Annotated in this window: 12 protein-coding genes; 2 read left to right on the plus strand and 10 right to left on the minus strand. The window is 62.9% G+C overall.

Features of this window, described 5'->3' with window-relative positions:
• Nucleotides 1–4: 4 nt before the first annotated feature.
• Nucleotides 5–1,093, minus strand: a complete 1,089-nt coding sequence (locus tag JKL46_RS25720; RefSeq protein WP_246529530.1) for an ABC transporter ATP-binding protein — start codon at nt 1,091–1,093, stop codon at nt 5–7.
• Between JKL46_RS25720 and JKL46_RS25725 the strand changes: the two genes are divergently transcribed.
• Together JKL46_RS25725 and JKL46_RS25730 are read left to right on the plus strand one after the other, a co-directional pair.
• Nucleotides 1,093–2,022, plus strand: a complete 930-nt coding sequence (locus tag JKL46_RS25725) for a LysR family transcriptional regulator (RefSeq protein ID WP_201838662.1) — start codon at nt 1,093–1,095, stop codon at nt 2,020–2,022. The genes JKL46_RS25720 and JKL46_RS25725 overlap by 1 nt on opposite strands.
• A gap of 152 nt (nt 2,023–2,174) precedes the next feature.
• Nucleotides 2,175–3,542 (plus strand): amidase, encoded by a 1,368-nt coding sequence (locus JKL46_RS25730; RefSeq protein ID WP_201838664.1) that lies wholly within the window; start codon nt 2,175–2,177, stop codon nt 3,540–3,542.
• 247 nt (nt 3,543–3,789) lie between these two features.
• On the opposite strand, the gene JKL46_RS25735 is transcribed toward JKL46_RS25730, so the two are convergent.
• The 9 genes from JKL46_RS25735 to JKL46_RS25775 all read right to left on the minus strand — a co-directional run bounded on the left by JKL46_RS25735 (nt 3,790) and on the right by JKL46_RS25775 (nt 12,575).
• Nucleotides 3,790–4,587: an amino acid ABC transporter ATP-binding protein gene (locus tag JKL46_RS25735; RefSeq protein ID WP_281400072.1), complete on the minus strand. Its 798-nt coding sequence runs from the start codon at nt 4,585–4,587 to the stop codon at nt 3,790–3,792.
• The gene (locus tag JKL46_RS25740; protein ID WP_201838666.1) at nt 4,584–5,225 is read right to left on the minus strand and encodes an amino acid ABC transporter permease; all 642 of its coding nucleotides are present in this window, start codon (nt 5,223–5,225) and stop codon (nt 4,584–4,586) included. Before JKL46_RS25740 ends, JKL46_RS25735 begins: the two co-directional genes overlap by 4 nt.
• Nucleotides 5,222–5,968: an AroM family protein gene (locus JKL46_RS25745; protein ID WP_201838668.1), complete on the minus strand. Its 747-nt coding sequence runs from the start codon at nt 5,966–5,968 to the stop codon at nt 5,222–5,224. Before JKL46_RS25745 ends, JKL46_RS25740 begins: the two co-directional genes overlap by 4 nt.
• Nucleotides 5,965–6,660, minus strand: a complete 696-nt coding sequence (locus JKL46_RS25750) for an amino acid ABC transporter permease (protein WP_201838670.1) — start codon at nt 6,658–6,660, stop codon at nt 5,965–5,967. The genes JKL46_RS25745 and JKL46_RS25750 overlap by 4 nt, the downstream gene beginning before the upstream one ends.
• Before the next feature lie 43 nt (nt 6,661–6,703).
• Nucleotides 6,704–7,498: a substrate-binding periplasmic protein gene (locus JKL46_RS25755; protein ID WP_246529531.1), complete on the minus strand. Its 795-nt coding sequence runs from the start codon at nt 7,496–7,498 to the stop codon at nt 6,704–6,706.
• A 273-nt stretch (nt 7,499–7,771) separates the two neighbouring features.
• The gene (locus tag JKL46_RS25760) at nt 7,772–8,557 is read right to left on the minus strand and encodes an SDR family oxidoreductase (protein ID WP_201838671.1); all 786 of its coding nucleotides are present in this window, start codon (nt 8,555–8,557) and stop codon (nt 7,772–7,774) included.
• A 274-nt stretch (nt 8,558–8,831) separates the two neighbouring features.
• Nucleotides 8,832–9,758, minus strand: coding sequence for a dihydrodipicolinate synthase family protein (locus JKL46_RS25765; protein ID WP_201838672.1), 927 nt, complete (start codon nt 9,756–9,758; stop codon nt 8,832–8,834).
• Complete coding sequence (locus tag JKL46_RS25770) at nt 9,759–11,132, minus strand: dihydroorotase (protein WP_201838674.1); 1,374 nt, start codon at nt 11,130–11,132, stop codon at nt 9,759–9,761.
• A gap of 57 nt (nt 11,133–11,189) precedes the next feature.
• A complete protein-coding gene (locus JKL46_RS25775; RefSeq protein WP_201838676.1) occupies nt 11,190–12,575 on the minus strand; it encodes an amidase in 1,386 nt (461 codons plus the stop codon).
• Nucleotides 12,576–12,667: the final 92 nt, after the last annotated feature.

Consider the following 12,667-nt stretch of genomic DNA (forward strand, 5'->3'; position numbering starts at 1 on the left):
GGCCTCAGGCATGCGCATACTTCTCCACGGACTGGACGGGCCGAAGGCAACGCACCGCATGCCGGCCCTCGACCGAGGCGAGAGTGACAGCTGTTTCGTGGCAAGCGCGATCCTGCCGGTCGCAACGCGCAGCGAAAACGCACCCGCGCGGTATAGCGGTCAACCTTGGCGCATATCCGGGGATCGTCGGGAGACTGCTGCCAGCCACCCGTTCTCCGATCAGTGGAAGGCAGGCGAGTAGACCATTCGTATAGGGATGCCGAGGTCGGGCCAGGACCGATGCGACCTCGCCTCGCTCGACGATCTCGCCGCAGTACATCACCGCGACATCATCGGCCACGGCCGAGACCACACCCAGATCATGGGTGATCAGGATCACGCCGATGCCGCGTCGCTGCTGCAGTTCACGCAGCACATGCAGAACCTGCGCCTGAATAGTCACGTCCAGCGCGGTGGTCGGCTCATCGGCGATGATGAGCGAAGGATCGCACATCAGTGCCATGGCGATCATTGCGCGTTGACGCAGGCCGCCGGAAAGCTCGAAAGGATATTGCCGCAACCGCTCTCCCGGTGCCGGCATGTGAACCTGTTCCAACATCTCGACGGCACGATCGCGCGCCGAACGCCGACCCTTTCCAACATGTCGCATATACACTTCTTCGAGCTGGTTCCCGATCGTGTAGGATGGATTGAATGAGCTCGTCGGATCCTGGAAGATCATGCCGATACGCCGCCCCCGGACGTCCTGCATCTGCCTGTCCGAGAGGCCGGAAAGATCCGTTCCTTCAAAAATCAGACGCCTCGCCCGCCGTTGTGCTCCCCGCGGCAGAAGCCCCATGACCGAGAGCGCGGTGATCGACTTGCCTGAACCGGATTCCCCCACTATGGCGAGAGTACGCCCTGCTGCGGCTTCGAGGTCGACGCCCCGAACCGCATGAAGGAGACCCGCTTTCGTCGGCAGATCAACATGCAGATCCTGGATGGTTAGCAAAACGTCACTCCATAGGTAAAATCGATGACGCTTGCCAAAGTTGGATAGACCGCCCTGGGAAATCCAATTCAAATGCGCAATAAGCTTATAGGGATTAGTCAATGCATCCGACTCTGAGACATCTTCAGATCTTCCGCCTGTTCTCACGGGTTCTGAATGTCACCGAGACTGCACGGCTGCTCCGGATCTCGCAGCCCACGGTAAGCCAAGCCCTCAAGGAACTCGAAGCGCAGCTTGGCGTCTCGCTGATCGTCCGCGGCAGTGGCCCGATGAAGCTCACCTCCGATGCCGAGATCCTGCTGAATTCGATCGACCAGGTTCTCGACAGTATGCAAACACTGCGGGACGGTGCTGCAAAGTTGCGAGGCGAGCACAATGCGAGCATCTCGGTCGCATCGATCTTTCCGCTGACCCCTACGATTTTGCCCCGCGCCATCACTCGATTGCAGGAAGCAGAGGGCGATTTTCGCGTTCATCTCGAAGCCCAGCACAGCCGCGAGGTCGCACGTCTGGTCAAGGAGCGCACGGTGGAGGTCGGATTTACCCTGCTTCCGGTCGAGCACCAGGATCTCACGGTGCGGCCGCTGATGAGCACAGAAATGATCTGCCTTATCCCGCCCTCGCACCGGCTGGCGGACCGGGATGTCATCACGCCCGATGACTTGAAGGACGAACGGGTGATCACACTCGGCGAACAGATCCGGCAAGAATTCGATGCGCGCCTCTTTCTGTACAATGGCCTGAACGACACGCGCATCATCACGACGAATAATGCTTCCGTTTCGCTGAGTATGGTCCGGCACAGTATGGGGATCGCGGTGACGCTGCCCTACATCCTGACACAGGGCGGGTTCTCTGATATCGCGGTGGCGAGGTTCCAGCCCGACATCCGCCGTCGGCTGGTGGCGATCTATCTTAAGCAGCCGGCGATGTCGCCATTGTCCAAGAAGTTGATCGCGCTGGTGATCGAGGAGTTGCGGAGCTTCAACTCCTATCTGAATTCACATGGGATCCAGGTCGGCGGTAGCTAGCGCATCGGCCTAGTCTTTCCTCGCGCCTATATGCGATCTCCTATTCCTGCATGGGCCGATTTTATTGGATCTTGCCGCATCGAGCCGGAGAATGATCCTATCCCCGGAGGGCGCGCCCGTCCGGTTCCCAATGGCATTCAAGGACGGCCCACATGGAAGAGCTCTGGAAACTTTCGGCAATCGAGCTTCGCGGCGCCTATTCAGAGGGGCGCCTCCGACCGAGCACCGTGCTCGAAGAGGTGCTGATGCGGGCGGAGGCAGTGGATCCCGTCCTCAACATCTTCGCCACCCGCGATTTCGAGGGTGCGCGGCAGGCGGCGCGGGAAAGCGACGCTCGCTATGCCGCCAAGGCACCAGCGGGGGCGCTCGATGGGATTCCCGTAACCATCAAGGACAACATCCCGGTCAAGGGTCTGCGCTGCGCCTGGGGCAGCAAGCTCTACCTCGACCAGATCGCCGAGGCCGACGAGCTCCCTGTCGCTCGGATGCGCCGACAGGGCGCCGTTATCCTTGGCAAGACTAACGTCTCGGAATTCACGTTGGGTCGTGGCAATGTTGATACCTTGGCTTTCGGCACAACGCGCAATCCCTGGAACACCGAGCTGACGAGCGGTTCCTCGACCGGCGGCGGTGCGGTGGCTGCGGCAAGCGGAGTCGGGCCGATCGCCCTCGGCACCGATGGAGGCGGCTCGATACGGCGGCCGGCGGGCTACAACAATCTCGTCGGCCTCAAGCCCTCAGTGGGCCGGGTCGCTCGTTGCGATAGCCTGCCCGCCATCCTGCATGATTTCGAGGTCGTCGGCCCCCTTGCCCGCAGCGTCGACGATGTCGCCCTTGCACTTTCGGCAATCGAGGGGCCCGACCCACGGGACCGGTCATCTTTCGGCTTCGCCCATGGCAATCTTCAGGAAACGATCAGACCGTTGCGCATCCTCTATGTGCCCCAGCTTGCCGACATGCCGGTCGAGACGCAGATCGCAACGTCCTGCGCCGCAGCCGCAACAAATCTGGTATCGCTCGGCCATGAGGTGGAAGTCGGCACCGCTCCCTTCGATGTCGCATTGTTCGAGAAGCATTGGCCCCTCGTCAGCTCCAGTGGGCTGGCTTGGCTGCTGCGGGAGACCGACTGGCAAGACAGGATTGGACAGGCCTATGTGTCGATGATTGAGAGGGGCCGCTCACTGTCCGCTATTGACTATGTCGATACGCTGGATGCCTATCGCCTGATCTATCGGCAGATTGTCAGCTGCTTCGAGACTTATGATCTGATCATGACACCCACCTCGGGTGCCATGCCCTGGTCTGCACGCGAATTCGGCCCGCCCTATCACCGGGCCTTTACCGGCTTCGTGAACGTCACTGGCCTGCCAGCTGTCAGCATCCCAGCTGAACCGTCGGAGGATCTACCCATCGGGTTCCAGCTCGTTGCACCCTTCGGGCAGGACTGGCCGCTGCTCTCCATGGCCAAGAGCTACGAGACGGCCTTTCCCTGGGCACGGCGCCGGCCGAATCTCGGCTGAGTGTCGAACCGGCCCGCCGACGCTGAGAACGCAATTGCCCTGCGGTTGGCCAGCCGCAGGGACGACTGATCACTTCCGGCGTATCCGCTTCACAGGCTTCCTAAGCGAAGGAACCCGGTCACCGAGACTGCAACTGCGGCATAGGGCATTTTTCGGCGAAGTGGATCCGGTTCGCCGTCAAAGAAAACGCGGCGAGCCATAGAAGAGAGCTGATCTCATGCCAGTGGAACCCGCTCTAGGCTTCTGCTCAGTGCTGTAGAAAGCGGCGGATCCGATCCGGTGCTTTGTCAGAGAACACCTGCGATGGCGGCCCCTGAAGTGCGATCTCGCCGCGTTCCATGAACACTACGCGATCGGCCACCTCGCGGGCGAACCCCATCTCGTGGGTCACGACCACCATGGTCATGCCTTCGCGCGCGAGTTCACGCATCACATCCAGCACCTCGCGCGCCAGTTCGGGGTCGAGCGCCGAGGTCGCTTCATCGAACAGCATGACCTTGGGCTGCATCGCCAGCGCCCGCGCAATCGCAATGCGCTGCTGCTGACCACCCGAAAGTTCGTTCGGAAAGGCATTGAGCTTGTGCCCGAGCCCCACCCGTTCGACCAGCTGAAGGGCACGGGCGCGGATTTCTCCGGGTGATCCGCGCCCGGTCGAAAGAGGCGCGAAGGTGACGTTGTCCAGCACATTCATATTTCGGAACAGGTTGAACTGCTGGAACACCATGCCCGTATCCAGCCGATGTCGACGCAGCACAGAATCCGGAGCCGGGCGCAGCCGTCCACCTACTGGGCGTTGTCCGACGAGATGCCCACCGACCCAGACCTCGCCGCCGCTCGGCTGGGTCAGATAGTTGATGCAGCGCAGGAGCGTGGTCTTACCCGAACCCGAGGGGCCGATGATCGCCACCGTCTCGCCCTTGTGGACGGCCAGATTGACCCCTTTCAGCACCTGCAGTTTATGATAGTTCAGCACGATGCCGCGCAGCTCTACCATATGTTCGGGCGCAGGCGGCGTCGGCCAGCTTGCAGTTTTCGCTTCGGTCATATCGTGGCGTACCTTTTGGAAAGATACCGCTCCAAGCGGATCAGGAGGATGTTGATCGTGGAGTAGATGGCGCCGGCGATGGCGACATAGAGAAGCGGATTGCCGCCTGCGTAGATGAAGCCATTGGTCACGCTCATGATTTCCGAGGTCGAGATCGCCGAGGCGAGAGAGGTCTCCTTGAACAGGACCGTCGTGCGGCCGACGAAGGGGCTCGCCGCGATGCGCAGCATCTGGGGCAGCACCACGCGCGCCACGAAATGTCCACTTGGAACACCGAGCGCCTTGGCCGCCTCGAACTGACCGGGAGGGATGCCGGCGAAGCTCGCCCGGAAGATCTCGTAGTAATAGGCACTCGAGAAGAAGACGAAGGCGATGAAAGCCGCCAACATCGGCGCGACCTGCCAGCCAAGGGCGCTCGAGCCATAGAACGCAAGGAACAGCAGGATAAGTGGCGGCGTCGTTTGCGCCAGCCAACTGTAGGTAGGAATGATCCAACGGACCCAGCGCGGTCCGATCACGTCAATGCCGGTTAGGACAAGACCGATCACCGTTGCCACGCCTGCACTGGTCGCCAGCAGGAAAAGTGCCTGAAAGGTGCCGTTCAGGAACAGCTGCATGGCGGTGGGAAACCCCATCATGCTCTGCGCCCTTCGCATTGGGGCAGCAGGACATGGGCCAGCCCCACCGCTGCAACTGAAGCCAGGATGACAGGCGCCCCCGTCCGCGCGGAAAGTATTGCCGGGCCTGGCGATCCAGGCAGGATTCCTGCCCCATAGGCCCAGACAAAGATCAGCTCGGGGGGATCCGGCAGGAGATCCGCCGCCGCCGCCTCGAGATCCCCGCCATTGCTGCTGAAGCTCATTCGCAGCTCACGCGCCCAGGGAAAGGCCGCCCAGCCAGCCAGCTGCTGTTCCCGCTGCCGCACACCATACGTGACGAGACCGATATGTGCATCCGGGCGAGTCACGGCCAATACCTGAGCATAAGCGGCCATCGCCCTCGCTGGCAGAATGACCGGTCGAGCGCTGCGCAGTTGAAGCGTCGGGAGTTCCTCGGCCGCGCAGACAATGGTCAAGTTAACGTCACCCTCATCCTCTAGGGCCTTAACGGCCCGAGCAACAAGCGGCGCAAAGCTGTCACGGTCGAGCCAAGTCGGCTCGGCATCGCGCAGCACCGAGCGGATAGCGGGTTGCCCGTCACGAGCCGACATGGCGGCGATGCCCTGCGCCGTCAGATCGTCGAGGACATGGCGCCAGACCAGTTCGACGCTTCGCCCGTGTCCGGCAAAGAGACGCTGATGAAGGTCCTCGAGATCGGGCCTCGGCCCTTGTCCAAGGCTGACGCAACCGATACGGAGCTGAAGGCTGGGTAAGGTGGTCATGCGCTGGCTTTCATCGCTGGGGCTGAGCGGACAGGCCCCGCGGACAGGCCCCGGGTCAAGTGGCGACGCACGGCGGCGGCGATCAGGCTCAACGCTCCGCCCAGGACGACATAGATGAGGGCCGATGCAATCAGGATCTCGAAGGGCTGATAGGTCAGCGAGACGATCTCGTTGGACACGGCAGTGAGTTCGGGAATGGTGATAATCGAAGCAACGGACGTGCCCTTTAAGATCAGTGTCGCATTCGAGAGATAGGTCGGCAGGAAGACCGGCATGGCCTGGGGAAAGGCTATGTTCACCCAAATCCTCCAGCGGGGAATACCCAGGGCCTCGGCGGCCTCGATCTGCCCCGGATCGACGGCGCGCAGGCCTGACCGGAAGATCTCGATGTTGTAAGCGACGGCCGAGAGCGTGAGCCCGACGACCGCCACTGCAAAGGCTGGCAGGACCAGCCCGAGATAGGGCATGCCGTAATAGAAGAAGAACAGCACGACCAGTGTCGGGATCGATCGCATGAACAGGGTGAACAGGTCGAGCGCTGCCGAAAAGGCGTTTGGCTTGCGCAGACCGACGACTGAAAGCGGCAGGGCGATGACGGTCGATAGGATTAGGGTAACGACCGTCAGAATCGCAGTGACCTTTGTGGCGTCCATCAGGACAGGCAGGTACTCCGCCAGGTAGTTCAGATCCATGGATGCCCCCGAAGCGCTGTCCAACCGTCAGACCGCGCTATTGTCAATGTGCGGAGATCCACTCGGCCTTCAAGGCATCGAGCGAGCCGTCGCCCTGCATCTTCTTGATCTGCGCGTTAACGGCTTGGAGCAGCGCCGGCTGGCCCCGACTCACAACCAGACCATGCGTATAGGGCGAGACGCCCTCCTTGACAAAACCGGGCGTGACCACAAGGAATTCCGGCGTGGTCGCGACATGGTGCGACGCTGTGGTGAAGTTCATCGCAACGGCGTCGATGCGGCCGTTCTTGAGATCGAGAAGCTCCTCGGCAATGCCAGGATAGCTGCTGATGGTGATCTCGGAACCGAAGAGCTCCTCGAGCAGCTTGCCTTCCTGCCCGCCTCGCACGACGCCGACGCGGCGGTTGCGCGCATCTGCGACCGCGGTGATGGCGCCGCCCTTCTTGACCACCAGCGTCGTGAAGTTCTCGATGGTGGGCTCGGACATGAAGAGATCCTGCGACTCGAGGCGCGCAGGCGTCCGAGCGACGGCCGAACAGATCATGTCGAAGCGCTTGGCCTTCAGACCCGGGATCGTGGCGGCGAAATCGACCCGGACGAACTTCGGGCTGAGGCCCAGCTTGTCGGCGATTTTGGCGCAAAGCGCGATATCGAAGCCGGCGAGTTGGCCATCCGGACCGATCTGCGTCATGGGCGGGGCGTTACCCGTCGTTGCGATCGTCAGCGTACCGGGCGAGGCCAGCGCCGCCTTGTAGTCGTCCTGCGCCGCTGCGGGTAGGGTGAGCAAGGCTGCCGCCACCGCGAGAGCTGCTGCCGTGAAGGATCGAATGTTCATCATCTGGAACTCCCCATTGTCAAATGTGTGAGCAGTGCCGGAACCGGCAGCCTGCCTGGCCCTTCCTCTGGTTTGCTGCACTTGCGTGCCTTTCCCGGCCCGCTCGCCGCCCTTGGGTCTGATCGAGCAGGCCGGAAAATCTCCTCTCAACGGCATCACTGAATGACGCGACCGCGCGGGCGGGAACGCCAGATCGACGCGGATGTCCCTGCCGGGTTGCGCCCGGACGGATGGCGACTTCTGACTCTCGGTCCAGTCTACTTTCATCGCCAATCCTCAGATGCTCTGGATCATCCCGCCATCGATGCGGATCACAGATCCGGTCAGATAGGAGGCGCGGGTGGATGCAAGAAAGGTAACCACGTCGCCGTATTCCCGTGGGTCGCCATAGCGCCCGACCGGGATCGACGCGACGGACGCCGCCGAAACCTCCTCGACCGGGCGGCCCTCACGTTGGGCCCTCTGCTCATCGAGGAAGGTGATGCGCTTGGTCGCAATCCGTCCGGGCAGCACGATATTGACCGTGATCCCCTCGCGGCCGACCTCCCCTGCAAGGGTCTTCGACCAGCCGACGAGGCTGAGGCGCAGTGCATTCGACACCGCAAGGTTCGGGATCGGTGCGACCACGCCCGAGGATGTCGAGGTGATGATCCGCCCCCAGCCTGCCGCCTTCATCCCCGGCAGCACAGCATCGGTAATGGAAACGACCGAGAGCACCATGGTTTCGAAGTGCTTCCGCCAGAGCTCCGGATCCTGACCGAAGGCGGGGGTCGGCGGAGGGCCGCCGGTGTTATTGACCAGAATACTGATCTCCCCGATGGTCGAGCGGATTGTTTCGAGGCGCTCGCCGATTCCCGCGAGATCGGCCAAGTCCCATGGCACGCCTATCGCCCGGCCACCAGCCGCCTCGATTGCCCCGACCATGGCCGCGACGGCCTCTTCCGAGATATCCGCTACTGCGACCTTGACGCCTTCGCCGGCAAGACTGCACGCGATCGCGCCGCCCAATCCGCCACCTGCGCCTAGTACCAGCGCGACCTTGTCCTTCAGGCCGAGATCCATTCCTGTCTCCCCCAAGATTAACTCGCCGCGCCTGTCAAGCACCGCGGAACCAGGATCCAGACTTGACCAGGATCTGCGGATTTTCCAACCCAATCTCTCAATTCCGCCATAGGCGTTCTCCTATGGCACGGCCTGGCGGCCCACGCGGACCCGTCACCGCCCGGGCGTCGCGCCGAGATGCAAGCCAGGGACGAAAACGAACGAGCGGCGGGCCGGGCCGCCGCTCGAAGTCTTAAAGCGAATCCTTCCATAGGACAGTTGGATCGAACCCGGTTCAGAAACCCATGTCCGCGAGCCGCCGCTCCTGGCGCGCGATCAACCGATCGACTTCGGATCGTGCTGCCGCCGGGAGGCTTCCGCCCGGCTTGCGGAGCGACTCGGAGGCGATGGCGCCACGGCGCGCTAGCACGTATTTGCGCACAGCAAGACCAAGCCCGGGCTGTTGCTCGTAACGGACGAGGGGCAGATAACAATCGAACAGATCCTGTGCTCGATCTTGATCGCCGGCGGCCGCGAGATTGCAAACCTTCACGAGCATCTCGGGATAGGCAAAGCCGGTCATGGCACCATCGGCGCCACGCGCCATCTCTTCGGGCAGGAATATACCGCCGTTACCGCAGAGCACCGAGATGCGGCGGCGTCCTTTCGCCTCCGCCGCGCGCAGGGCAGAAATTTTCGCCAGACCCGGCCAGTCCTCATGCTTGAGCATGGCGATCTGCGGCACGGCATCGATGATCCGCCCGAGAAGATCGTCACTGATCTGGACCATCGTGGCTAACGGGAAATCCTGCAAACAGATCGGCACGTCACCCAGCGTGTCGGCGACTTGGGAATAGTAGCTCAGGATCTGCTGATCGGTCCGCAGGGTCATGGGCGGAGCCACCATGACGCCAGCCGCGCCACGCTCCATCACCGCCTGCCCCAGTTCCCGGATCGCTGCCAGGCCCGGTGCCGAGACACCGACGATCACCGGCATTTTTCCGACGCGGCGGATGACTCGTTCTGCAACCGAAAGCGCCTCGGCCTGGGTCAGTTTTGGCGCCTCGCCCATCATGCCGAGAATGGTGAAACCGCTCACGCCTTTCTCGATGTAGAAATCGGTCACGCGGTCCAGACTGTCGTAATCGATGGCCCCGGATTCATCGAACGGGGTTACGGAGATCACATAGACGCCCTTCGCATCTTTCGTCAGCAGAGCCACTCAGGCCTCCTTTGCATCGTTGAACCAGCCCCGTGTCCGGCGAGGCACGAAAATCCCTTCGCCGGGCCGGGAGAGGACCGCTCGGCCATTCCAGGCCTCGCGGCCTCGCAACCATGTGCCGACGACCCTTGCAGTGAATGTGCGGCCGTCAAAGGGGCTCCAGTTGAGACCGTCATGCGCATCGGCAGCCTTCCAGACGAAGCTGCCGCGTTCCACGATGGCGAAATCGGCGTCCATGCCGGAGGCGATGCGCCCTTTCCGGTCGTCGATGCCGAAGAAACGGGCCGGCTTTTCGGCCAGCAAGTCTGCGGCAAGGAGCGCACCCTCGAGGCCCTGCCCCTCCGCCGCCGTAAAGAATGCCGGAAGCAGCGTTTCGAGGCCCGGCACTCCCGCTCCGGCCTCGAAAATCGAACCTCCGAGCTTGTTGTCGATGGGCCAGCTGGCGTGATCCGAGGACACGAAGGCCACCTGCCCCTTGCGGATCGCTCCCCACAGGCCAGCGATCGCATTCGCCCTGATGGGCGGATTCACCTTCATGAGGGCGCCCAGTCTGGGCCCGTCCGCTTCGGCGTTGAAGCACAGGTAATGCACGCAAAGCTCGCCGGTAACGGATGCACCGATGGCCGCGAAGGCTCCGACCTGCTCGAAGCCCTGGCCGTGCGAGAGATGAACAATATGCGCATGCCCCCCCGTCGCCTGACCCAGGGCCAGGAACTGCGCGGTCGCGGCCAGTTCGGCCGCCAGCGGCCGGCTTTCAGAATGGGCGGCGATGTCATTGCGCCCCTCCGCCTTCAGGCGCGCGAGGCGGGTGCGGACGATCTCCTGATCTTCGTTGTGCAGGCCGAGCGGGAGACCGGTCGGTGCCAGGGCCTCCATCAGGTCCAGCGTGAGATCGGCCGCGATCCTTGGAAAGCGTGTCGGGTTGGCCTCGAAGGACGAGATCTTGAAGGCTGCGACGCCGCCCTCGATCAACTCGGCCAAGTGTGCGGTGCCGGTCTCGGCCGTCGCCGTCCCATAGAGGGCCACGTCGCAATGGGAGTGTTCCCTGATCGCGGCGACCTTGGCCTCGAGCCGTTCCCGGCGGTCGAGCGGCAGCGGATTGTCGTAAGGCATGTCGACGATCGTTGTGACGCCGCCGGCCAGCGCCGAGGCCGTGGTCTCGGCCATTCCGGCCAATCCCTTGTAGCTCGTAGCATGGGTCTGGCCGTCGACGATGCCCGGCAGGATCAAGGCCTCGCCGAAGTCGCGCACCTCTCTTGCCGTCGGGACCTCGTTCCGGCCGAACGCGGCAATCCTGCCGTCCCGGACCGCGACCCAGCCGCCTTCGATGACGGCGCCTTCTGCGCAAAGTGTTCCACGTAGAACGAGATCCATCTTCCTGTCCTTCCTGAGCCGAAACCTTGGAGTCGATCCTTCGGAAATCGCCGCGGCTCAGATGGCGGGCCAGAGATGCGCCCAGGGATGCGCACGCTCGTATTGCCGCGCCAGCGAGAGCAGCTCCCAGTCCTGTCCGAAGGCCCCGATGAGCTGGAAGCCGATCGGCAGCCCATTCGGCGAGGCCGGGCCCGGAATGCTAATCGCAGGCAACCCGGCCGCATTCACGAAACCCGTGAAGGCGCGGTGATAGGGTGGCGCATAATCCTCGGCCTTCCAGGGCAGGGCCCCAGCCGATGGCGTCATGATGAAGTCGAACTCCTGGAGACGCGCGGCCAACTGCGCATAGACCTGGCGATAAGCCATCAGCGCCTCGACATAGTCGATCGCGGATAGCGACCTGCCCTTTTCGATCATCGGAGGATAGGGTTCACCGACCTTGCCCTGCCAGTCGGTGTCCTTCAGGAGCCACGCTAGACCCGCAGCTCCCACAACCGGCCAATGCTTTTCGAACAGGGCAACGTCGAAGGGCTCGTTTTCGCTGAACTCCACTTGGTGCCCCAGATCCTCAAGTTGTGCCGCCGCCTGCCGGCAGGAGGCTGCCACCTCCGGCTCGACGATCATGTCGCCCAGTTGCGCAACATAGAGGATACGCCGACCTGTGCCGACCTCCCGCATGGCGCCGGGCTGGAAGCCGTGGGACTGGCGATCCAGGGGGTGAGCCCCCTCCGTCGCAGCAAGTACCATCGCCAGATCCTCGACCGTGCGTGCGATTGGGCCGATGATCTCGAAATCATGCAGAATCGGTGGAAGGCCGTTGATCCGGGCGACCCTCCCCGTCGAAGGCTTCAGGCCGACGAGGCCCGTATGCGAAGCGGGCCGTCGGATTGACCCACCACCATCCGTGCCCAGGGCCAGGGGCGCGACCCCGGACGCGACAGCCGCCGCGCCGCCGCCGGTCGAGGCTCCTGGGGTTAGCCCCGGATCCCACGGATTGCGTGTGACGCCGAATGCCAGGGTGTTGAGGTTCCCGCGGCCGAGCGTGAACTCCGACACATTGGTCTTTCCCAATATGATGGCGCCTTGGCAGCGCAGACGCGCGACCGGAAGTTCGTCGGCCTCAGCGATCCGGCCCTTGTAGAGGTTGCTGCCCCAGGCGCAGGGCAAGCCCGCGACTGGGATGTTGTCCTTGATGGTGATCGGAATGCCGTCCAGATCACCCAGAGGTTCACCGGCAGCAAAGCGCGCGTCGCTCGCGGCCGCCGTCCGACGCGCCCCCTCGGTATCAAGATGTGCGAAGAGATTCAGAGTGGGATTGATCTTCTCGATGCGCGTCAGGATCGACTCGAGAACGAGACTCGGGGTCATTGCCCCAGTGCGATAGGCCGCATGCAGGCTTGCGGCCGAGTGCTTCCACAGCGGCGCGTCTTGAGGTTCGGTCATGGCGGAATTCAATTCTCTCTGCTCAGATTTCAAGCACAGGTGACGGAAAAGCAGGCATGAAGTCCAATAGGATCCGAACATACGACCATAGA

The sequence above is a fragment of the Microvirga zambiensis WSM3693 genome, from assembly GCF_016735695.1.
Lineage (GTDB): Bacteria > Pseudomonadota > Alphaproteobacteria > Rhizobiales > Beijerinckiaceae > Microvirga > Microvirga zambiensis.

Bases quoted from the DNA above. Each gene is read 5' to 3' on its own strand.
- JKL46_RS25760 (WP_201838671.1), bottom strand. From the start codon at position 8,557: ATGGATCTCGGCCTGAAGGACAAGGTCGCGCTGGTACTAGGCGCAGGT.
- JKL46_RS25725 (WP_201838662.1), top strand. From the start codon at position 1,093: ATGCATCCGACTCTGAGACATCTTCAGATCTTCCGCCTGTTCTCACGG.
- JKL46_RS25750 (WP_201838670.1), bottom strand. From the start codon at position 6,660: ATGGATCTGAACTACCTGGCGGAGTACCTGCCTGTCCTGATGGACGCC.
- JKL46_RS25755 (WP_246529531.1), bottom strand. From the start codon at position 7,498: ATGATGAACATTCGATCCTTCACGGCAGCAGCTCTCGCGGTGGCGGCA.
- JKL46_RS25740 (WP_201838666.1), bottom strand. From the start codon at position 5,225: ATGATGGGGTTTCCCACCGCCATGCAGCTGTTCCTGAACGGCACCTTT.
- JKL46_RS25735 (WP_281400072.1), bottom strand. From the start codon at position 4,587: ATGACCGAAGCGAAAACTGCAAGCTGGCCGACGCCGCCTGCGCCCGAA.
- JKL46_RS25730 (WP_201838664.1), top strand. From the start codon at position 2,175: ATGGAAGAGCTCTGGAAACTTTCGGCAATCGAGCTTCGCGGCGCCTAT.
- JKL46_RS25745 (WP_201838668.1), bottom strand. From the start codon at position 5,968: ATGACCACCTTACCCAGCCTTCAGCTCCGTATCGGTTGCGTCAGCCTT.
- JKL46_RS25775 (WP_201838676.1), bottom strand. From the start codon at position 12,575: ATGACCGAACCTCAAGACGCGCCGCTGTGGAAGCACTCGGCCGCAAGC.
- JKL46_RS25770 (WP_201838674.1), bottom strand. From the start codon at position 11,132: ATGGATCTCGTTCTACGTGGAACACTTTGCGCAGAAGGCGCCGTCATC.